Below are 20,060 nucleotides of genomic sequence, written 5' to 3'. Positions count from 1 at the left end.
TCGTTTAATTCGCAGCTTTAAGCCGCACGTCTCGACGGCGGCATGAACGAGCAGGGACAGCGTCGTGCATTACCGCATCGACATCAAGTTCGTGACTAAACCTGCCTTGACTTCAAGCACAGGCGCCGGCGCCCCGGCATGGCCGATGTCCTCAGCTGATCGGGGGTCAAATCCGCAATCGCCCGACGCCTTGAGGCGGTCCATTGCCAGGCATCGAGAGCCGCGATTGCAGTTGCTGTGGTTTTCAGCACAAGCCCAGGCAGAGGCACTCTCGACGAGTGACGATCAACACGAGTTTTCGTGTGAGCCATTTCAGCCTCCATTTCCAGCCATCCGCTCCCAGCCATCCGCTCCTTCCCTTGCTGCCGAGGCAATGGTAAGGAGGCTACAGGACCGATGGAAGTGCCAATTCATCGATTCTTGGCCAGTCCAATTCCGATTGGCTGGTGACCCTTTCAAGGCCCTACCGCTAAGGCAGCGCAGGGCGCGAGCGACTGGTTCTAGGGCCGAACTCTGGTGCAACCGTCAGACCAATTCTGATTGCAGGACAATGACGGCCTTTCACGTAAGCCTGGTCGGGCGCAAAGACCTCAGCGGCGAGATCTATCGTCAGATCCGGCGCGCCGTTCTGGATCGACGGCTGCGGCCCGGCGACCCTCTGCCGCCCGGCCGCGAACTGGCGCGGGCGCTGGCCGTGTCGCGTGCGACCGTGACGGTGGCTTATGAACGGCTCGCCGCGGAAGGGTTCCTGACGTCCCGGCAGGGGTCTGGCACATTCGTCAGCGAGCTGGTCACGCCGGCCGAGCGTGAAAGACGCCGACCCACCGGCACACTCCAGCCGCTCCCGATCTGGGAGGCGATGTCACCGCCGGTCACGTTCGAGACGGCCCGGTTCGACTTTCGCTCTGGGCTTTGCGATGCTTCGTTGTTTCCGCACAGGTCATGGCGGCGGTCGGTGACCTGGGCGCTGCGTTCGGGGGAAACGACTGCCGGCGTTTATGAACACCCTGCCGGGCATCACGATCTCAAGGTCGCAATCGCCCGGCACATAGGCATCTCGCGAGGGATCGCGGCTTCAGCGGACGACATCATTGTCACCAACGGTACGCAGCAGGCGCTCGACGTCCTGGCACGCGTCCTTTTGGCATCGGGCGACGGAATTGCCGTCGAAGATCCGAGCTACGGCCCTCCGAGGCGGTTGTTCAAGGCATTGGGCATTCGCGTGATCGGCGTGCCGGTGGATCGCCAAGGGCTGGTTGTTGCGGCGCTACCGCGCGGAATCCGAGCAGTGTATGTCACGCCTTCCCACCAATTCCCGCTGTCCGTCACGATGACGCTGCCGCGCCGGCAGGCGCTGCTGGCCTGGGCCGAGCGGAACAATGCGGCCATCATCGAAGATGACTATGACAGCGAATTCCGGTTCGGTGGCCGGCCTCTCGAGCCGTTGCAGACGCTCGACACAAAAGGCCGGGTGATCTACGTCGGCTCCTTTTCGAAGACGATGCTGCCGACGCTTCGGCTGGGCTTCCTGGTAACGCCGCCATCGCTGCGGGAGGCCCTGCACAAAGCGAAATTCGTCAGTGACTGGCATTCATCGACCATCGGGCAAGCGGCACTCGCGCGTTTCATCGATGAGGGCGTGTTTGCGCGTCACCTGCGCCGGGTGGGCGCCATCTACCGGGAACGACACCAGATCCTCGCAGACACAATCTCCCGTGACTTTGCCGAGCACCTCGAGTTGATCCCGTCGACATCGGGACTCCATATCACCGCTCTGGCCCGGACAATGTCGGTGGACCAGATTGCCGAGATCGCCCGCCGCGCTGCCGATCGTGGCGTCGCCGTCCAGGTCCTGTCATGGTTCGCTGTGAGCGAGATCCCACGAGCCGGGGTTATGCTGGGCTATGGCGCCATTCCCACAGACCACATCGAAGAAGGGATGCGTTTGTTCCGCGCCTGTTTTGGCAATGAGCCGTCATGAACCAGCATCGGGGCGTGAGGAGACAGTCCGCAATTTATGCGATCTCAGCGGAAAGCCGTCGTTCTGCGGACGACCTCATTTCGGTCGAACAACTGACTTCGTTTTTCATCAAAGGCGGACGTTGCAGGGTGCGCCCCAGGAATCGGTGTTCGAATAGCGAACCGGATCATGTCCGGCGATCGAGACGGGCAACTAGCCGGTCGCCAATCCACTGGATGCCGCTAACGAGGATGATCAGCACGATGACCACCGCGACCATGATGGTGGTCTCGAAGCGCTGGTATCCGTAGCGGATGGCGAGATCGCCGAGCCCACCAGCGCCGATCGCGCCGGCCATCGCCGAAGCACCCACCAGCGTGACCAGCGTCACGGTGAAGCCGGCGACGATGCCGGGCAGCGCCTCGGGCACGAGGACTTCACGGACGATCGTCCAGCGGTTGCCGCCCATGGCGCGTGCCGCCTCTATCAACCCGTGATCCACTTCACGCAGCGACACTTCCGCGATGCGGGCGTAGTAGGGTGTTGCGGCAATCGACAGCGGCACGATCGCCGCCCATGTGCCGATAAAGGTGCCGACGATCAGCCGCGTCACCGGGATCAGCGCAACCAACAGGATAATGAAGGGAACTGACCGGAAACCGTTGATCACGGCGCCCAAGACGCGATTCAGCCAAAGTTGTTCAGCGATGCCACCACGATCGGTGGCGACGAGCGCCAGGCCGAGCGGCAGGCCGGCCACCAGCGAGACGAAGCCGGAGGCGGCCGTCATTAGCACCGTTTCCCAGAGCGAGCGGAAAAGCAGTTCAATCATTACCGGCGACATAGCCAAGCACCTCCACGCGGGCGCCGCGGCCCGCCAGAAAATCGATCACGCGCGCCACATGGTCCGCACCGGTTGGGACGCCGAGAAACAGGGTTCCCACCGGCTGCCGCTGGATATGGTCGATGCCACCATGGATGAGGCGGAACGGGCCAGGGATGCTTGCGGCGAGATCGGAAAGAAGGGGGCGGCGCGCAGCCTCTCCCGCAACGTCGATCCGGAGGATTGCCTCCTTCCCGGCCGAGGTGGAGAGTCTGGCCGCGATCTCGCCCGGAAGCTGCGGGCGGATGCCGCCGAGAAGGCTCTGCGTGATCGGCGATTTCGGATCGGCAAATACCGACCACACCGGGCCTGCTTCGACGATGCGCCCCGCGTCGATCACGGCGACCCGGTCGGCGATCGAACGGATCACCTCCATCTCGTGGGTAATGAGCAGGATCGTCAGCCCGAGCCGCCGGTTGATGTCCTTGAGCAGCGCCAGGATCGAGCGGGTGGTCTCCGGATCGAGCGCCGATGTCGCCTCGTCCGAAAGCAGCAGCGCTGGACGCGCCGCGAGCGCCCTCGCGATGCCGACGCGCTGCTTCTGCCCTCCCGAAAGCGATGCCGGATACGCCTTGGCTTTCTCCGACAGTCCGACCAGCTCGAGAAGCTCGGCGGCGCGGCTAAGCCGATCCGCCTTCGGCCGCCCCTCGATCTTCAACGGCAGGGCGACATTGTCCTCGACGGTTTTTGCCGAGAGCAGGTTGAAGTGCTGGAAGATCATGCCGATGCGGCGGCGAAGAGGCTGCAGTTCGCGTTCGCGGAGCTGCGCAATGTCGCGGCCTTCGATGAAGATCTCGCCGGAGTCGGGTCGCTCCAGCCCGTTGAGGCAGCGGATCAGCGTCGATTTTCCAGCGCCGCTGCGTCCGATAATGCCGAGGATCTCGCCCTTGCGCACGCTGAGCGACACGCCGTCGAGGGCGGCCGTCGTGCCGAACCGGCGCCTGACGTCGGTCAGCCTGACGACATCCACCGGCGTCCGTACATCGGCGACCTGTTGCACAGTTGCGGAGAAATGCTGGTTCACGATGCTCCCTTCCGATCTTCCCGGCGCCTCCCTTCAGATATGACGCGGCGGCCCGCCGTCGATGCGGGGCCGCCCGTCATTCGGGAATGCCAATCTGTCCGCTCAATAGGCGCTGAGGCCGGTGCCCTTGTAGACGCGATCGAACTCGGCCTTCACGGTCTGGTTCTGGTAAGATTCGACCAGTGTCTTCACCCAGGGCTCGTTCTCCGTCCCGGCCTTCACGGCGATGAAGTTGCGGTAAGGGTTGTCGACGATCGGCTCCTGGGCGATGCGGTTCTCGGGCGTGAGCCCGCTCTTCAGCGCCCAGTCGGTGTTGACGACGGCGGCATCCAGGTCGTCGATCGAACGGCCGACGATTCCGGCATCGAGTTCCTTGATCGCGATGTTCTTCGGGTTCTCGACGATGTCTGCCGTGGTGGCGAGAATGCCGGTGCCCTCCTTCAGCTTGATGAACTTCTCGTTCTCAAGTACCCGCAGAGCGCGGCCCTCGTTGGACGGATCGTTCGGCACGCCGATGATCGCCCCGTCCGGCAAGTCGGCGACCTTGGCATGCTTCTTCGAATAGAGGCCAATCGGCCAGACGCCCGTATAGCCGACCGGCACGATGTGATAGCCCTGCGTGGCGATCTGGTTGTCGAGATAGGGCTTGTGCTGGAAGGCGTTTGCGTCGATCTCGCCGCGTTCCAGCGCCTCGTTGGGCTGTGTGTAGTCGTTGAACACGACAGTCTCGATCCTCAGGCCGCGCTTGTCTGCCTCCTGCGTGACGACACGCCAGACGTCCTCGTCCTCGCCGGAGATGATGCCGACTTTGATGACCTTGTCCTCCGCAACAGCCGGTTGGGGTCCGGCGAGGGCAGCGAACGTGACGGCCGAGGCAAAAAGTGCGGCGAGGCCCGTGCGCCGGGTGATCAATCTGGAAAGAAGAGTGGGAGCCTTTGGAAGTTCAGTCATGATGATTTCCTTGGAATGGGTCAGGTGAGGAAGGGTTGTCAGAAGAATCTCACCCTGCCACGGACGCATATTGCCTACGGCGCTCGCTTTCCGACAAAGCATCGTATTGCGCGATCAACGCGACGCCTGGAAAATGATCTCAAAGTTTTCTGGTGTTGGGGTAGAGACGATCTGAAAACTGCTGGAGCCGCTACACTAGAGGCGAGGGATCCCCTCGAGCCAGTAGCGGTCGATCAGCGATCGTGGTTGGTCGTCCAGTTCGGGCGACGGGGCGAAATCCTCTGCTGCGGCGTGCCGACGCGAGGCGAGCGCCAGCCCGGCCTCCTCGATTGATTGCTCGCCACGTTTGCGGATGGCTTCGGACGCAAGGACGCCGTCCAGGAAATCCTTGTCCGTCGCGTAGATGGCGGTCGGCAAGACCAGAGCTTCGAAGAAGGCAAAGAGAGGCCGCAGTTGATGCTCGACCATCAGAGCATGGCGCTCGCCGCCGCCTGTCGCTGTCAGCAACACGGGCTTGCCACGCAGCGCGGTGGGATCGATCAGATCGAAGAAGTGCTTGAACAGGCCGGTGTAGCTGCCCTTGTAGGTCGGCGAACCGACGACGAGCACCTCGGCTCCGACTACCGCATCGAGCACCTTGCGACCCGTGTCATCGAGATCACGCGTCCAACGGGCCGCGCCGAGCGTGGGACCGACGTCATCGAGGTCGAAAGTGGCCGCCGCGAGGCCGTGACGACCGGCAATCTCGTTGACGAAATGCTCGACGAAACCGCGCGTCTTCGACGGCCGCGCAAGGTTGCCGGAGAAACCGACGACGGTGGCGTTTGTCATGGCGGTCACTTGGTCTGCTGGTCCTGCACGATCGGACAGCTTTCGTCCTTCGCCCAGTCGGCGAAGCTGAGGTAGTAGGTGCGGACGTCGTCATAGCCCGCGCGAAGAGCGGCGATCGCGGCCAACGCAGCGCGACCACCACCGTCGCAGTGCGTGACCACGTGTTTCCCGGAGCGAAATCCAGCGTCGGATAGCAGGCTTCGAAGCTCGGCAGTCGGCTTCAGGCGGCCGTCCTCGAGCAGGCTTGCGTGAGGAAGCAGGCTCGCTCCCGGCAGATGGCCGCCGCGAGCGTTGCGCCGAAGATCGGTACCGGCGAACTCCGCCGCGGTGCGGGCGTCGAGGAGCTGGATGCCGGCGAGCTCTCCCTTCAGCGTGTCACGATCGACCAGACCAACGAACCCGGCACCGGGTCGAACTCGAAACGCCGTCAATCCCGGTGCCTCGCTTGCCTTGACCAGCAGCTCCCTGTGTCCGCGGATCGCAGGCCATCCGCCGTTCACGATGAACGCCTCGGCTCCGAAATATTGCAGGATGAACCACACGCGCGCGGCTTCCGTCATGCGCCCGTCGTCATAGACGACCGCGGGCACGGTTCCGCCGACGCCGAGATCGACAATTGCGCGCTCCCAGTAAGGGACGTTCTCGAATGAGGTCTCGCCTGCTTTCGCGGCTTTTTCCCAGAGTTCGACGGGCACGCGGACGGCGCTCGCCGCGTGGTCGGCCTGGAATGCCTCGGCGTCGCGCATCAAGCAGGCGAAAGGCGGCGAGCAGCGAAAGTTCGTCGGGCTCGATCACTGGATCGCGTGGCGCGAGCGTCTCCGACTCATGGCGGGAGGCGGCCCCAGCTGCCGCCGTTCCCGCACTTGCTGTGCGCCGGGACATCATACGTCGGCCCTGGTCCCATCGAAGCGAGTGAATGTGAATTTCTCGAACCGCTCGCGATAGGTTTGCCGTTCGTTGCGGAGAACATTGATCGCGAGCGCTTCGCCGAGCGCCAGCGACGCCGAGAAATCGGAACGCCAATGGATGCCGGCCCAATCGCGGCCGATCCCGTAGTTCCAGGCGAGCTTGTTGAGCTCGCCGCCGACCGTGAGCGGCTCGCCCTGGTAGGGGATGAGCTTCGTCGGGTCCTTCGGGTCGGGCTGTACGGGATTGGGAATGGTGGCGTCCTCATCGAAGAGCGCCTTGAGAATCGTCACGTTGGACGCGGCAATCTGAGCCGCCCCGCCGGGATAGCTCGAGTGGATCGGCGCGCCCTCCGGATAGACGTGCGACAGGAGGTGGGTGCCGAACTTGCCGACGCTCCGCGTAAGAGCGGCCGAGTTGAGGATGTCGCCGTGGACGGGATAGGCGTCCACCTTGTTGGTGATGCGGTGGTGGATCAGCCCGCCATAGGCTTCCGGCCGCAAGGCGCGGTGGACATAGAACTTCTGCCAGTAGGCGACGCGGATGGCGAGCGATGCGGTAACCGGCAGCAGGCTTTGCGCATAGGGCAGGCCGAAAGTGCTGTACCCGCCAGTCTGCGTCTTAGAGTTCAGGTACGGATTGGATTTGGCGAACGGAATCCCGAACCCGCCGAACTCGGCATTGGCCTTGTCGGGTCCCACGCCTAGCAGTAGGGCTGCCGACCAGAAGGCGGCCGGATTGTTGTGCACGTATTCGGCGAGGTCGCGACCGGTCGCGATATAGCGCGCCGTCGGGTCGAAGCTGGTCGGCTTCGCAGGCGGAATGCCGTTCTGGATGGCGAGCCACTCGTCGTAGCCGGTGTGGAAATCGGTCCCGGCTGCGGCGGTGCGGATGCGCGCTGGAATGAGCTGGCTGCCATACGGGGCGTCCTTGAGCAGGAACTGCGAAATGTAGGGACCTGTGAGCGTGCCGGGCGGCGTGACATAGCGCCCGGTTTGCCCGGACGGATCGGCGGCGTCGACATAGAGCGCCGTCCCGCGGAACAGCGTCTCCGGCGTGATGCCACTATCCTTGCGCGGACCCCTGAAAGCGGTGAGCTTGTTGAGTTCGTCGACGGCGGCGAGCACGTCCTTGTTCTTGGTGTCGTTCGTCAGCTCGGACAGCGGAACGTCTCGCAGGAGCGACTGCCAGTAGAGCTCGACGGCTTCGCTCGCCCGCGTCGCGCTATCGAGCGTGGGGGCTGGCGGGATCGTGAGCTGCGGGCCGACGCAACCCGTGAGGTTCACGGCGAGGGAACCGATCGGATTGAGCTGCTTGCGCTTGCCGCCCAGCGGTATCGCTTCGAAGTCGGCGGGATCGCCCGAGGCATAGGCCTTCAACGTTGCGTCGAAGGCCGCGCGGTCGACCTCGCCGCGTTCATCATGCGGCAGGCCGCGAGTGTCGGAGCCGATGAGGTTCGCATATTTCTGCTCGTCGCCGTTGACCGGATGCGGCGCAATCGCCACCGCGAAATCCGCGTCCGCTGCGGCGCTTCGCACAGCATAGGCGTGCTTGCGAAACGCAAGATGGGCATCCCCCGACGACTCCTCACCGGCATGTGCCCGGGTGGAGCCGCCGACGACCGCGAGGGGAGGCAAGCCCGCAACGGCTATGGCCGCGACGCCTCCGGCTGCGCCAAGAAAGCGGCGGCGCCCACCGTGGGGGAGGTCTGGCCTCTGCTGTGCCGGCGGCACACGCCCGGTCTGACTTTCGCCTTCTGATCCGCGATCCTTGTGCATGTTGCGATCTCCTTCTTCTGCCGAGGCGCCGCACGGATCGACGGCTGCGCCTATACCTCTTCGAGAATTCGCGCCTGTAGGGCCACAGCCGCGGTGTCGGCCCCCTCGCGTCGTGGCCGAGGGAGATCGACCGGCAAGTCGAGCGTTATCCCGCCGTCGCGGATGACGAGCACCCGGTCCGCGAGTGCGACCGCTTCGGCGACGTCGTGGGTGATGAGCACGGTCGTGAAACCATGCTCACGCCAGATGCGCTCCAGGAGCCGGTGCATCTCCATACGCGTCAGCGCATCGAGGGCGCCAAACGGCTCATCGAGCAGCAGGACGCCCGGCCGGCTCACCAGAGCCCTGGCGAGAGCGACGCGTTGCGCTTGGCCGCCGGACAGGACGGCAGGCCAGTCGTTCGACCGATCGTCAAGCCCGACATCGGCGAGGGCTGCCGCCGCAGTCTCCTGCCAGCCCTTCGTGCGCGCGATACCGACATTGCTCAGTACGCGATGCCAGGGCAGCAGCCGGGCGTCCTGGAAGAGAAGGCGCACGTTCGGCTGCAGCGACTGGACCTCCGCCCCGCCGATAGCAATCGTTCCGCTCGTCGGACGATCGAGTCCCGCGATCAGGCGAAGGAGCGTCGACTTGCCACAGCCGGAGCGGCCGACAATCGCCAGCAGCTGTCCGGCAGGAATGACCAGATCGAGGTCGGACAGGACGCTTCGGTTTCCGAAGGATTTTGACAAGCGATCAAGTCGTATGTCCTGCCCGTTCAGTGACGGCGCGTCCTTACCGTGCGGTCTCACGTCGCGAAGCAGGTTTTTCTCGGCCAGCGCATCCGCTTCGTGGAACGAGGCATCCTTGTGCAGCCGCAGCACGCTCGCAGATTCTCTCACGACGTCGCTCCCCTGGTGACGGTGCGGCGATAGGTGGGGTGCCAGGCAAGAGCACGCGCCTCGAGCAGCCGTGTGATGAAATCGGCAAGCTTGCCGAGCAGCGCGTACACGATGATCCCGAGGACGACGACGTCGGTCTGCAGGAATTCGCGCGCGTTCATCGTCATGTAGCCGATGCCCGAGGACGCCGAGATCGTCTCGGCCACGATCAGGGTGAGCCACATGAGGCCGAGCGAGAAACGAAGGCCGACAAGAATCGATGGCATGGCGCCCGGCAGGATCACCCGCCAGAACAGGGGTACGGGACCGAGCCCATAGACCCGCGCCATCTCGATCAGCTTCGGGTCGACGGTGCGTATGCCGTGAAAGGTGTTGAGGTAGAGCGGAAACGCGGTCCCGATCGCCACGAGGAAGATCTTCGCTTCCTCACCGATCCCGAACCAGAGGATGACAAGCGGGATGATGGCCAGATGCGGCACATTTCGCAGCATCTGCATCGACGAGTCGAACACGATCTCGGCCGGCCGCGATACCCCGGCGAGGACTCCCAGCACGAAGCCGATGCCACCGCCGATGAAGAGGCCCTTCAGCGCGCGCTCGGTCGAGATTGTTGCATGGGTGAGGAGCGTGCCGTTGCGCAGGCTCTCCCAGAAAGCGGCGGCTACCGCGCTCGGCGCTGGCAGAAGACGCGTTGACAGTACGCCGCTTCGCGAGGCGATCTCCCACGCGATCAGCAGCACGATCGGGAGTGCCCACGACGCCAGCGTCCTGAGCGCCGCTGCGCCGGTGCCATGAAGGTGCGATGGCCCGACCATGCTCAGGACGCCTTTCTTGCGGCCGGACGGATCTCGTTGGCGATCGTCTCGCCGAACGGACCGGTGTTGACAGAGAGCTCGGCCCTCTCCGGCGCGTGCGCCAGCGGCAGCAGTGGGAAGACGAGCTCGGCGAAGCGGTATGCCTCTTCGAGATGCGGGTAGCCGGACAGGATGAATGTGTCGACCCCGATGGAGCGATACTCGTTCATGCGCGCCGCCACCTCCTCGGGCGAGCCGACGAGGGCGGTGCCCGCGCCGCCTCTGACCAGGCCGACGCCTGCCCAGAGATTCGGGCTGACGACGAGCTTGTCGCGGCGGCCCCCATGCAGCGCGCTCATCCGGCTCTGGCCGACGGAGTCCATCCGCGAGAACACGGACTGCGCCTTGGCGATCGTCTCATCGTCGAGGTGGGCGATAAGGCGGTCTGCTGCTGCCCAGGCCTCATCGGAGGTCTCGCGAACGATGACGTGGAGGCGGATGCCGAAGCTGAGTCTGCGGCCGTGCTTGCGCGTGGCGGCCGTCACCTTGGCGATCTTCTCGGCGACCAGAGCGGGGGGCTCGCCCCAGGTGAGGTATTTGTCGACGGTTTGCGCGGCGACCTCGATTCCCTCGTCGGACGAGCCGCCGAAATAGAGCGGCGGGTGCGGTGCCTGCACCGGCGGAAACAGCAACTGTCCGCCCTCGAGACGGATATGCTTCCCCGCTGTCGTCACGGTCTCGCCAGCGAGCAGCGCCTTGTAGGCATGCATGAACTCGCGGGTGATCTCGTAACGGTCGGCATGGCTGAGGAAGATGCCGTCTCCCTTGTTCTCGACCGGGTCGCCGCCGGTGACGACGTTGATCAGCAGGCGTCCAGCCGAAAGACGGTCGAGCGTCGCGGTCAGGCGGGCAGCGACCGTCGGCGGCTGCAGCCCTGGCCTCACCGCAACGAGGAACCTCAGCCGCTCGGTGGAGGTGAGCATCGCCGACGCGACAATCCACGAATCCTCGCAGCTCTTTCCCGTGGGCAAAAGCACGCCATAGTAGCCGAGTTGGTCCGCCGCCTGCGCGATCTGGCGCAGATACCGGAGGTCGGTGGCGCGGCCGCCGACCGCGGTGCCGAGGTACCTGCCGTCTCCATGAGTCGGCAGGAACCAGAGCACATTCACTCGGTCAGGCGCGATGTCGGCGGGCGCATTCATGACTGTGGTTTCTTCACTGCGTCGGCGATCCGGATCGCGGCCGGGATCAGGCCAAGTTGATGAAAAACGTCGGCGATCTTCTGCTGCGCGGCCACGACTTCCGGTGTGATCGGCTTGACGCCGTACTTCCGCCGTTCGACGGCGACTTCGAGCACATCGGCCGGAATGCCAAGTGCCGAAGAGAACTGCTCTGCCACGTCGCCGCGGTTGGCGTTGATCCACGTGTCGACCTCGCCGAGCGACGCGACGATCGTGTCGACCACATCAGGGTGGGCGTCGAGGAAGTCGCGGGAGGCGAGATAGAATTCGTGGTTGTCCACGACGCCACTGCCGTTCGCCAGCTGCCGTGCGCCAGTTGCCGCCTCCGCGGCCGCCAGGAACGGCTCCCATATCACCCAGGCATCGACAGCCTGCTTCTCGAAGGCGGCGCGGGCATCGGCCGGCGGCAGGAAGTTGACCTCGATGTCCGTATAGGCCAGCCCCGCCTTCTCGAGAGCCTTGACCAGCAGGTAGTGCACATTGGAGCCCTTGTTCAGCGCGACCTTTTTGCCTTTGAGGTCGGCGACGGTCTTGAGCTGGCTGTCTTGCGGAACGAGGATCGCCTCGGCCTCGGGCGCCGGCGGCTCATAGCCGACATAGACCAGTGGCGCTCCGGCGGCTTGCGCGAAGATCGGCGGCGCTTCACCAGTCGTGCCGAAGTCGATGGAGCCGACGTTTAGCGCTTCGAGCAGCTGTGGTCCCGCCGGAAACTCGGTCCACTCGACCGTGTAGCCTTGCGGCTTCAGCTTCTCCTCAAGCAGGCCCTTGGTCTTCAGCAGAATGAGTGTGCCGTACTTCTGGAAACCGATGCGGACGATCTTGTCCTCTGCATGGGCTATCGTCGCGACGCCCAGCGCGATGCTCCCGGCGAGCGTGATCTGCGCGAGATATCGTAGGAAGGCATTCATCAAATCGGACTCCTCTTCCAATGTCAGCCAGGGCTTTGAACCGGCGGGCACGACGCATGCCTCACGCTGCGCGCGATCAAAACGGCGCATTCGGATTGCCCGATTTCGGTGAGCGTATCGGGCCCGGAGAACGCCCTCAAAGGAAATTCTACTAATCTGATAGAAGTTATCGGGAATAGTTTACCCGTACGACTGAGAGTTGCCGAACGCCGACCTGCTACAGACAACGGCGCCGCCCTTCGACGGTGTTATCTGACGCGTCTCAGGCTCTCCGCATCGAGGCGGGCTGTTTGACCAACAAACTGGCGAGATGCTGGCACTGGATACGGATGTCGGGGACCGCCTCGATCTCCAGAAAAGTGCCGCGGGTGAGTGGACCCACGGCGTAAATACGATCGTTGCAAGCGCCGTCTCGACTGATCAGGGCGCCATCGGCGGCGACGTCGAGGCCGATTCGAAGCGGATCCGCTCGGGCCACGCCGGCAGCCAGAAGCGACCGGATCAAGGGATTCGCGCTCTTGCCAGGATCAGCAATGACACCCGCGCATTCGTAGATGTGTGCAACTCGAATTTCCTCGACGAGTTGGCTGTTTCGACTGCGTATCCTTGCCGCGAAACCGGCGTCGTCGGGTGTCACGTCGAGCACTCGTCCCGCAATTACGCGTAGCTGGCTGCTTGCGATCGCCTTGGAGAGCCGCTCGCCTGCCTCGGGCGCCATTCGATGCCGGTGAACGTCCCACCACGCCTTTAGATGGCGAAAGAACTGTCGTCTCGAAGCATCCGGCCAGGCCCGCCAGATCGCCTGATTGAATGGGCGCAGGCCGTCCACGACGTCACGCCAGCCGCCGCCGCGCGCCTCGGTCGAGCGAACGAGGTCCCGGAACCATCGGACGAACTCCGGCAGACCTTGGTTGAGCGGTATATCGGCTCCGTGAACTACGATGGGGCTGGTCTTTTTGTGCACCGCCGGGAGCAGGCCTCTGCGTGAAATGGCGACAATCTCCCCGATATGTCCGCGAAGCAGCAGCGAGAGGCAGGTATCGACCATGCTGAGACCGGTACCAAGGATCAGGACGCGATCGGCCGGTCCGGGCAAGGCGGCTTGCTGCCCTTTCGAGGGTGCAAGGAGCGACCCGCCGCGGTTCGCTGTACGGTCGTGACCGGTGGCCAGGATGCATTGCTGCGCGACGATGCTGCATCCGTTCGCGAGGCGCAGCTCTATATAATCGCTGCGCTGAAACATCTCGACGCATTCCTCATCGACGATCCGCAATCGCGGACCACCCTTCTGCCGAGGCTCGGTCAACAACTCTCCAAGATATTCGCCATAGAGCCGACGGGGAGCAAAATACGTGGTCGGATCATCGATGGGGAAGCTGCGTGCCTTCAGCCAGCGCGCGAAATGGTCGGGATCATCGGCAAAGGCGCTCATGTTGGCTGCCCGGACGTTGAGAACGTGCTCCGGGAGGTCGGTCGAATAGGCGAGACCTCGCCCGAGCGATGCCCGCTTTTCTACGATGGTGACCTCGAGGCCGGCGTTGCCGCTTCGCAGGAGATGCGCCGCCATCAGCACCCCGCTTGCACCGCCGCCGATGATTGCAATCGACCTGGTCGGTACTGTAGGGGCGGCCAAATTCCATTTTCCGCGATAGGCAACCGTCATCACCGCGGGATCTCAGCATTGCGAAGACGCTCGACACAAAGTGCCCGCAACACGCGCGCGGCGTCAGCATAGGTCAATTGCTCTTCGCCAGAGGCAAGAAGCCTTTCGGGGACAATCGCGGCGACATCCTCCAGAATGCGAATCGGAAGCAGATCTGAACAGCTTCGCATACGCCCGAACACCGAGCTGATGGGGATCGACAGACCTTCGAATTCGACCAGCGGCTCGCCCATGCCATGTTCCCAGTCTTCGAAGGCGTCGAGGGCGTCCGAAAAAGCCTGATGCAAGTAGACTGGTGCGTGGCCTTCGTGCAGTGCGGGAAGCAAGCGCGTCATCAACTCCTCCTGTGATTTGCCAAACGAACGCAAGCCAACTGAAAAATTCACATGCGCCGGACGGAAGCGCCCGACAGTCCTGCCCCGATAGTCCCGACCAGTGGGTAAGGGGCGATGCCGGGCGGTCTCGGCGGCGACGTCCATGTTGGTCAGGATGCCGGCGGGGCCGTCTTTGACGACGGTCCTGAAGCGCCTTCGAGCATCAGGCGCTGGCTGCGAGCCTCTTGGCCATTCGAGGAAAGATATTGCGGCAGATGCCTGCAGCTGGTGGTCGGGACGTGGGTGAACTCGACTGACATGCAATCTCCTCCATCACCTCAGGCTCCATCATGGAGCCGTTCGACTACGCCCCCCCGGGCTTTGCCAGATACAAATCAGATAACGCCGACGACGGCGAAGGTGAACGCCGGGGAGAACGCGAACGCGAGATAGATGCAAGCCGAACGCACCGCGCCGAGAGGCGGCATTGCACCCACGCGCGGACGGCTCGAGACATGGTCCGCAGGCAGCGTCAGCGCGATGTCATGCATCTTGAGTTTCCTGTCTGGGTTTCCTCCGACTCTATTAGTCTAGTAAATTAGTAGACGTTGTCGATTGCTTTTATCGCGCGATTTACGGAATGGGTTTGCGCAGCGAACGACGCGATTAGATTTCCGTTCTCCCAGGGTGACGCTATTGGGGATCAGTCCCTGCCGGCCCAGGGGACCAGAACGGCTTCGATCCTGCGGATGGCGAATTCGAGCACAAAGGCGACGCCCGCGATGACGAAAATGCCCATGATCACCACGTCGGTGACGAGGAACTGGGCGGCCGACTGGATCATGAAGCCGAGGCCTTGCGTGGCGGCGATGAGTTCGGCGGCGACCAGCGTCGTCCAACCGGCGCCGAGCGCGATGCGCAGGCCGGTGAGGATCGAAGGCAGCGCGCTCGGCAGCACAACATGGGCGAGCACTTGCCGCCTGGTCGCGCCGAGCGAGCGGGCTGCGTTGATACGCTCGCGGTTCACGCCCTTGACGCCGGCCGCAGCCGAGAGTGCGATTGGCGCAAGCATAGCGATCGCGATCACCAGAACCTTCGACGGTTCGCCGATGCCGAACCAGATGATAATCAGCGGCATATAGGCAAGCGGCGGGATCGGCCGCAGGAATTCGAGCAACGGATCGAAGATGCCGCGGCCGACTGTGCTCATGCCGATCGCGATGCCGACCGGCACGCCTACGATGAGGGAGGCTATCAGCGCAGCGAAGACGCGGGCGAGGCTGACGCCGAGATGTTCGAGCAGCGTCGAATCGACGAAACCCTCGGTGGTGACCGACACGAACCGCGCGGCGACGGCTGCTGGCGAGGGAAGGAAGACCGGTGAGACGATGCCGAGCGCCGCGGTCAGTGCCCAAGCTGCGAGCACGACAATGATGGTCGCGACGCTGATCCAGCGGGCCGACCAGCGTTTGCTGCGGGTAGGCTCGGGAGCGGGCCTGGACCATGGTACCGACAGCGCGTCCGGCCGGTCGTGGTCGGAAAGCTCGGTGTCGAATGGGGCGAGGCGTTCGAGATCTGGCCGCGCCATGGGGCGAAACAGCGCGCTCATGCCGGCTCTCCGTCGAAGATGGCGTCGGCGAGTTCCGCCCGGCCGGCGATAAAGTCTTTGTCCGCCTTGATCGACCGGACCGGCTCGCCAGCGACATAGCGCCGGCCGAAGCCGGTCTCGATGACCCGCACGATGCGGCCCGGATCCGGCGCCATGACGGCCCCGCGCGTGCCGAGCAGCAGCGCCTCCTCGATGCCGTGCGTCACCATAAGCACGCCGACGTTTGCGCCGGCCCATATGTCGAGGAGCAGCGTCTGCATGCGCTCGCGCGTCAGCGCGTCGAGGGCGCCGAGCGGCTCGTCCATCAAGAGGAAGTCCGGATCGGCGGCGAGCGCGCGGGCAAGTCCCACGCGCTGACGCATGCCGCCGGAAAGTTCCCATACCGCCTTGCCACCGGCTTTCGGGAGCCGAACGCGCTCAAGCAGTTCGTCCGCGCGCCGGTTGCGCTCGGCCTTCGGCATACCGCGCATCCTCAGCGCGAAGGAAACATTGTCGCGGGCCGACAGCCAGGGGAACAGCGCATCGTTCTGGAAGACCACGGCACGGTCTGCGCCCGGCGTCGTGATCGACCGGCCGTCGATGCCGGCCGTGCCGGACGACGGGGTGATAAATCCTGCGGCGACGTTAAGTAGCGAGGTCTTGCCGCAGCCGGACCGGCCGGTAAGCACGACGAAATCGCCCGTGTCGATCGTCAGGCTGGTGCTGCCGATTGTCGGCCGCGGCTCGCCGTCATAGCGTATGGTGACTTGGTTCAGCGAAAGTGTCGGCATGGTCGGCCCCTCAAAGGTTTGCCCGCCCCGTCGCCAGAGGAATGAACGACGGGACGGGCGCTAGCGCGCTTGGGAGGATGCGCGTCAGTTGGAGGCGGCTGCCTCGGACACGTATTTCGCGGAAACATATTTGCCGTAGTCCGGCAGCACGGCGTCGATCTTGCCCTGCTCCTTGAGGAATTCCGACGTCGCGGTCACGGCCTGGACCGTCGCGCCGCCGAGGAATTTGTCGGACGCCTGGTCGGCGAGCGACGGGAACACGTAGCCCTTGAGCAGCAGCGGAACGTCTTCGACCTTCGCGCCGGTCAGCTTCGCGATCTTGGCCGCCTGCTCGGACGAGGTCGACCAGGCGTCCGGCACCTTGAGGAAGTCGGCATAGGCGTCTCCGGTTACCTTGACGAAGCCGGTCACGGTGGCCGGATTCTGCTCAGCGAAATCGGTGCGCACGATCCAGGCGTCGAAGGTCGGCGCGCCCCATTCCGCAACCTTGGCGGAATCGACGATGATCTCGCCCGAGGTGCGGATCTGGCCGAGCGCCGGATCCCAGACATAGGCGGCGTCGATATCGCCACGTTCCCAGGCGGCGGCGATCTCCGGCGGCCTGAGGTTAAGGATCTCGACAGTCTTCGGATCGACGCCTTCGTGCTTCAGCGCCGCAAGGAGCGAATAGTGCGTGGTGGATACGAACGGCACGGCGACCTTCTTGCCGGCGAGGTCCGCGATCTTGATAATGCCCGACCCGTTGCGGGCGACAAGCGCCTCGGATTCGCCGATCAGACCAACGACGAAGATCGTCTCGATCGGCAACTCGCGGCTGGCGGCGGCGGCAAGCGGGCTCGAGCCGACATAGCCGATGTCGATAGCGCCCGACGCGATCGCCGCGACGACATCGGCGCCAGAATCGAATTTGCGCCAGTCGATGGTTGCGCCGAGCGCCTTTTCATAGAGGCCGTCGGCCTGTGGCACCTTGGAAGGTTCCACGACCGTCTGATAGCCGATGGTGAGCTTGAGATCCTCTGCGATGGCGGAGCCGAAGGCCAGCGCCCCGGCGACCGTCGTTGAGGAGATGAGTAGAAGTCGTCTGGAAAATGTACGCACGGGGTGCTCCCTTCTTGGTCACCGAAAATTTCCTGCGTATTCATCCTTCCTCTAATTCTACTTATTTTGTAGACTTAAACGTTCCATCTTTTTGCGCATTCGGAGAAAATCCGATGGTGCTGACGGTGCGATTCGCCTCGTTTGGTGCTGCCGTAAGAATCGGGATTCCCATTTTGAGCGATCGGACCCCTAGCCTCGCGGCACAAGTGGGCCGGCTCGTCTTTCGTAGGCTAAGGGCTAAAAGATGTCGGTGCAGTAGTCGATACCGAAGCGGTCGAACATCGAAGTGACGGTGGTGCAGCCAGCCGACGCAGCTTCAGGCCAACGCAATCCGCTGTGAAGGAGAAATGCCCTCGACGGATTGGTCGGCTTGACCGCCACAGCCGAAATCAGAGCTTCGGTTCTCGGTGGCAACGGTCGTTTCTGCTGGTGATGGCGGCGGATTCCATCGTTGCACTTTCATCGGAAGCTGCTGCTCCGCATTCGGGCGCGACGCCCCACGATGCAATGAGCTTCCGCAGACTAAATCGCGGACTAATTTCTCTCTCTAGTCTGCGGTGCCTGCTACCTCCTTGAAATTATGGCGCGCCGGAGAGGATGAAACTGGGCACCGCTATGTCATTGCTGCGCCTATTGATTTCTGAATCACCGCCGCTTTGAGCCAAGAGCGGATGTCGCTGCGTTTAAGCTCTCACAGTCGATGGATGCCTATAGCTCACGGCGGACCGTGGCCCGCGAAAAGCCTATTCTTGCCTGTCAACGCGCTGCAGGATCGCGCGATAGCGGCTGCACACGGCGGGATCCACATAGAAGTCCACTTCCGTATCAACGATCTCGTCAAGGCGTAGTCCGGCATAATGTGCCTTGACTTTTGCCAGGACGTCTTGCGCTTGCTTGATTTCGCCCAGTTCGCAATGGCAGACGGCAAGACGAACGAGCGACCACGGTGGTACAGTTACCATTTTCGCGTAGCAGGCCGTTGCCTCGCGAGATCGTCCAGCCGTGGTCAGGATGATGCCGCGAAAGTCTCCATACCATCCCACAGCGTATGGGTCGCGGCGCTGGGCTTCGTTTATTTCAACAAGCGCCTCATACGGCCTGTCCGTGTAGTTCAGATGAAGGGCACGGATACTAAGAATGAACGGATCGTTCGGATTGAGCGCACCGCCCGGTCAAGGCTGATTTCAGCTTGCCTGAATTGGCGCAGGTACAAGTGAGCAAAACCGGTGGCGAGATGCCCATAGGCCTCGTCGGGGTCAAGCTGCAGTGCAGTTCTTGCGATCTTCAGTCCGGAGTGCAAAAGGTCGGTATTGTAGTAGACCCAGAAGAATTTGAGGGTCTCCACAAAGCTGAGCAAGGCGTGGGCAGCAGCAAACCGCGGATCGAGCTTTACCGCCTGGCGCAGAAAGGGTTCAGCTTCGCGCACCGTGTCATAGTCATAGGTGGCTGCCAGTTGCAGCGCCCGCAGGTAAAAGTCATAGGCCGACATGTTGTCGGTCGGCCTGGCCCTGGCACGCGACGCAATCGCGGTTCTGGCCTGCCGGGCCAGACGCGCCGCAATCATCTGGGTGATTTCGTCCTGGATCGCGAAAATGTCGTCGAGTTCCCGGTCGTAGTGTTCGCCCCAGATATGAGCCATTGAGGACGCATCGATTAGCTGCACGGCGATCCGCACCCGGTTGCCGATCTTCCGCACGCTGCCTTCGACGACGTACTGGACGCGAAGGGCTTGGGACCAGCATATTTATAGCCGCGACCATGCACGGTCACGATCATCTCGGCAGACAGCAGCTTTCGGAGCGCCGAAATGTGGACCTGCAGCGCCAAGTCTCCTTGCCACCTCGGCCAGGTCATTCGCCTTGCCGCGGAACTGGAAGGAGGAGTTCCGCGCAATGACCAGAAACTCCTTGAACTTGCCAAGCTCAGCGGTAATCCCGTCGCTAAAATAGTCTTGCTCCGGGCTTGAAGATATGGCCGTGGTGGCGAGCAATTTCGGGCTCAAACAGTTCCTTGCGTCCGGCACCAAGCCGTTCGAACGTGCCTGCCTCGTCGCGTTCCATCAGGGCGGAATAGCCCACGACATCGGCAGCGAGGATTGCTGAGAGCTTGCGGTCCATCGGTAATTGGCCCTGTCCCCCCAAAATCATAGAACAGGTCGCGTGAAAATGAAATGTCAGGGGGCGATGCGCGAAGGGCGACGATCTCGCTCAGCCACTCGTGAATCGGCACGGCGGACGCGGGCGGAATTACAATGCGCAGCGACCAGGTAGTGAGTCTAGGAATTACCGCTTCGCTTGTTGGGGCAGACATCCATTCGCGGCTCGCAAACGTCAGCAATGGTCATTGTCGCAAGTTCAGCTGAGGACGGGCGAGTTTCTGCTTGGAGTCGGAAAGCCGACCCAGTACCCAGTTTTGTTCTGGAGTGGTGTGCCCTTCCCGAGAGATGGGT

General features: G+C 63.3%; 20 protein-coding genes and 1 pseudogene. 1 reads left to right on the top strand and 20 read right to left on the bottom strand.

All coding sequences use genetic code 11. The features are described from left to right. Positions 1 to 64 precede the first annotated feature (64 nt). A complete protein-coding gene (gene pdxR, locus NMG70_RS08375) occupies positions 65 to 1,981 on the top strand; it encodes a MocR-like pyridoxine biosynthesis transcription factor PdxR (RefSeq protein WP_254024069.1) in 1,917 nt (638 codons plus the stop codon). A 166-nt stretch (positions 1,982 to 2,147) separates the two neighbouring features. Here pdxR and NMG70_RS08370 read toward each other — a convergent pair whose 3' ends face one another. The 20 genes and pseudogenes from NMG70_RS08370 to NMG70_RS08280 form a co-directional block, all read right to left on the bottom strand. Next, on the bottom strand, positions 2,148 to 2,804 hold the full coding sequence (locus NMG70_RS08370) for a methionine ABC transporter permease (RefSeq protein WP_254024068.1): 657 nt from the start codon (positions 2,802 to 2,804) through the stop codon (positions 2,148 to 2,150). Further along, entirely contained in the window at positions 2,785 to 3,867 is a 1,083-nt protein-coding gene (locus tag NMG70_RS08365; protein WP_301555140.1) for a methionine ABC transporter ATP-binding protein, read from the bottom strand. The genes NMG70_RS08370 and NMG70_RS08365 overlap by 20 nt, the downstream gene beginning before the upstream one ends. A 102-nt stretch (positions 3,868 to 3,969) precedes the next feature. Beyond that, positions 3,970 to 4,818: a MetQ/NlpA family ABC transporter substrate-binding protein gene (locus NMG70_RS08360; RefSeq protein ID WP_254024067.1), complete on the bottom strand. Its 849-nt coding sequence runs from the start codon at positions 4,816 to 4,818 to the stop codon at positions 3,970 to 3,972. Between the two features lie 195 nt (positions 4,819 to 5,013). Continuing rightward, positions 5,014 to 5,649, bottom strand: coding sequence for an FMN reductase (msuE, locus tag NMG70_RS08355; protein WP_254024494.1), 636 nt, complete (start codon positions 5,647 to 5,649; stop codon positions 5,014 to 5,016). Between the two features lie 5 nt (positions 5,650 to 5,654). Beyond that, complete coding sequence (locus NMG70_RS08350) at positions 5,655 to 6,395, bottom strand: sulfurtransferase (RefSeq protein WP_254024066.1); 741 nt, start codon at positions 6,393 to 6,395, stop codon at positions 5,655 to 5,657. A gap of 135 nt (positions 6,396 to 6,530) precedes the next feature. Beyond that, positions 6,531 to 8,333 (bottom strand): vanadium-dependent haloperoxidase, encoded by a 1,803-nt coding sequence (locus NMG70_RS08345; RefSeq protein WP_254024065.1) that lies wholly within the window; start codon positions 8,331 to 8,333, stop codon positions 6,531 to 6,533. A 50-nt stretch (positions 8,334 to 8,383) separates the two neighbouring features. Then, entirely contained in the window at positions 8,384 to 9,136 is a 753-nt protein-coding gene (locus tag NMG70_RS08340) for an ATP-binding cassette domain-containing protein (protein ID WP_436798368.1), read from the bottom strand. A gap of 74 nt (positions 9,137 to 9,210) precedes the next feature. Further along, positions 9,211 to 10,029 carry an aliphatic sulfonate ABC transporter permease SsuC gene (gene ssuC, locus NMG70_RS08335; RefSeq protein WP_254024064.1) on the bottom strand — a complete coding sequence of 273 codons (819 nt, stop codon included), beginning with the start codon at positions 10,027 to 10,029 and terminating at the stop codon, positions 9,211 to 9,213. Between the two features lie 2 nt (positions 10,030 to 10,031). Next, positions 10,032 to 11,210 carry an FMNH2-dependent alkanesulfonate monooxygenase gene (gene ssuD, locus NMG70_RS08330; RefSeq protein ID WP_254024063.1) on the bottom strand — a complete coding sequence of 393 codons (1,179 nt, stop codon included), beginning with the start codon at positions 11,208 to 11,210 and terminating at the stop codon, positions 10,032 to 10,034. Next, positions 11,207 to 12,157 (bottom strand): sulfonate ABC transporter substrate-binding protein, encoded by a 951-nt coding sequence (locus tag NMG70_RS08325; RefSeq protein ID WP_254024062.1) that lies wholly within the window; start codon positions 12,155 to 12,157, stop codon positions 11,207 to 11,209. Before NMG70_RS08325 ends, ssuD begins: the two co-directional genes overlap by 4 nt. Before the next feature lie 262 nt (positions 12,158 to 12,419). Then, a complete protein-coding gene (locus NMG70_RS08320; protein WP_301555139.1) occupies positions 12,420 to 13,820 on the bottom strand; it encodes an FAD/NAD(P)-binding protein in 1,401 nt (466 codons plus the stop codon). Then, complete coding sequence (locus NMG70_RS08315; protein ID WP_254024061.1) at positions 13,820 to 14,155, bottom strand: BRA0787 family protein; 336 nt, start codon at positions 14,153 to 14,155, stop codon at positions 13,820 to 13,822. The genes NMG70_RS08320 and NMG70_RS08315 overlap by 1 nt, the downstream gene beginning before the upstream one ends. A 374-nt stretch (positions 14,156 to 14,529) precedes the next feature. Then, positions 14,530 to 14,685: a hypothetical protein gene (locus NMG70_RS08310; RefSeq protein ID WP_254024060.1), complete on the bottom strand. Its 156-nt coding sequence runs from the start codon at positions 14,683 to 14,685 to the stop codon at positions 14,530 to 14,532. Between the two features lie 152 nt (positions 14,686 to 14,837). After that, the gene (locus NMG70_RS08305; RefSeq protein ID WP_254024059.1) at positions 14,838 to 15,743 is read right to left on the bottom strand and encodes an ABC transporter permease subunit; all 906 of its coding nucleotides are present in this window, start codon (positions 15,741 to 15,743) and stop codon (positions 14,838 to 14,840) included. After that, on the bottom strand, positions 15,740 to 16,513 hold the full coding sequence (locus tag NMG70_RS08300) for a taurine ABC transporter ATP-binding protein (RefSeq protein ID WP_254024058.1): 774 nt from the start codon (positions 16,511 to 16,513) through the stop codon (positions 15,740 to 15,742). Before NMG70_RS08300 ends, NMG70_RS08305 begins: the two co-directional genes overlap by 4 nt. 84 nt (positions 16,514 to 16,597) lie before the next feature. Next, positions 16,598 to 17,611, bottom strand: a complete 1,014-nt coding sequence (gene tauA / locus NMG70_RS08295) for a taurine ABC transporter substrate-binding protein (protein WP_254024057.1) — start codon at positions 17,609 to 17,611, stop codon at positions 16,598 to 16,600. Between the two features lie 743 nt (positions 17,612 to 18,354). Continuing rightward, a complete protein-coding gene (locus NMG70_RS08290) occupies positions 18,355 to 18,573 on the bottom strand; it encodes a hypothetical protein (protein WP_254024056.1) in 219 nt (72 codons plus the stop codon). A gap of 149 nt (positions 18,574 to 18,722) precedes the next feature. Next, complete coding sequence (locus NMG70_RS08285) at positions 18,723 to 19,307, bottom strand: hypothetical protein (protein WP_254024055.1); 585 nt, start codon at positions 19,305 to 19,307, stop codon at positions 18,723 to 18,725. A gap of 126 nt (positions 19,308 to 19,433) precedes the next feature. Beyond that, a pseudogene (locus NMG70_RS33245) lies at positions 19,434 to 19,583 on the bottom strand (winged helix-turn-helix domain-containing tetratricopeptide repeat protein); the annotation flags it as partial. Next, positions 19,552 to 19,728: a hypothetical protein gene (locus NMG70_RS08280; RefSeq protein WP_254024535.1), complete on the bottom strand. Its 177-nt coding sequence runs from the start codon at positions 19,726 to 19,728 to the stop codon at positions 19,552 to 19,554. The pseudogene NMG70_RS33245 and the gene NMG70_RS08280, both read right to left, overlap by 32 nt. Positions 19,729 to 20,060 lie beyond the last annotated feature (332 nt).

This window comes from Mesorhizobium ventifaucium, assembly GCF_935822925.1.
Classification (GTDB): Bacteria; Pseudomonadota; Alphaproteobacteria; order Rhizobiales; family Rhizobiaceae; genus Mesorhizobium; species Mesorhizobium ventifaucium.
Note: the sequence above shows the minus strand (reverse complement) of the source record. Positions and strands in the feature narration are given on the sequence as shown.

Excerpts from the sequence above, each read along its gene's own strand:
- NMG70_RS08370 (WP_254024068.1), bottom strand. The coding sequence starts at position 2,804 with ATGTCGCCGGTAATGATTGAACTGCTTTTCCGCTCGCTCTGGGAAACG.
- NMG70_RS08360 (WP_254024067.1), bottom strand. The coding sequence starts at position 4,818 with ATGACTGAACTTCCAAAGGCTCCCACTCTTCTTTCCAGATTGATCACC.
- msuE (WP_254024494.1), bottom strand. The coding sequence starts at position 5,649 with ATGACAAACGCCACCGTCGTCGGTTTCTCCGGCAACCTTGCGCGGCCG.
- NMG70_RS08350 (WP_254024066.1), bottom strand. The coding sequence starts at position 6,395 with ATGCGCGACGCCGAGGCATTCCAGGCCGACCACGCGGCGAGCGCCGTC.
- NMG70_RS08345 (WP_254024065.1), bottom strand. The coding sequence starts at position 8,333 with ATGCACAAGGATCGCGGATCAGAAGGCGAAAGTCAGACCGGGCGTGTG.
- ssuC (WP_254024064.1), bottom strand. The coding sequence starts at position 10,029 with ATGGTCGGGCCATCGCACCTTCATGGCACCGGCGCAGCGGCGCTCAGG.
- ssuD (WP_254024063.1), bottom strand. The coding sequence starts at position 11,210 with ATGAATGCGCCCGCCGACATCGCGCCTGACCGAGTGAATGTGCTCTGG.
- NMG70_RS08325 (WP_254024062.1), bottom strand. The coding sequence starts at position 12,157 with ATGAATGCCTTCCTACGATATCTCGCGCAGATCACGCTCGCCGGGAGC.
- NMG70_RS08320 (WP_301555139.1), bottom strand. The coding sequence starts at position 13,820 with ATGACGGTTGCCTATCGCGGAAAATGGAATTTGGCCGCCCCTACAGTA.
- NMG70_RS08315 (WP_254024061.1), bottom strand. The coding sequence starts at position 14,155 with ATGACGCGCTTGCTTCCCGCACTGCACGAAGGCCACGCACCAGTCTAC.
- NMG70_RS08310 (WP_254024060.1), bottom strand. The coding sequence starts at position 14,685 with ATGCATGACATCGCGCTGACGCTGCCTGCGGACCATGTCTCGAGCCGT.
- NMG70_RS08305 (WP_254024059.1), bottom strand. The coding sequence starts at position 15,743 with ATGAGCGCGCTGTTTCGCCCCATGGCGCGGCCAGATCTCGAACGCCTC.
- NMG70_RS08300 (WP_254024058.1), bottom strand. The coding sequence starts at position 16,513 with ATGCCGACACTTTCGCTGAACCAAGTCACCATACGCTATGACGGCGAG.
- NMG70_RS08290 (WP_254024056.1), bottom strand. The coding sequence starts at position 18,573 with ATGGTAACTGTACCACCGTGGTCGCTCGTTCGTCTTGCCGTCTGCCAT.
- NMG70_RS08280 (WP_254024535.1), bottom strand. The coding sequence starts at position 19,728 with ATGGACCGCAAGCTCTCAGCAATCCTCGCTGCCGATGTCGTGGGCTAT.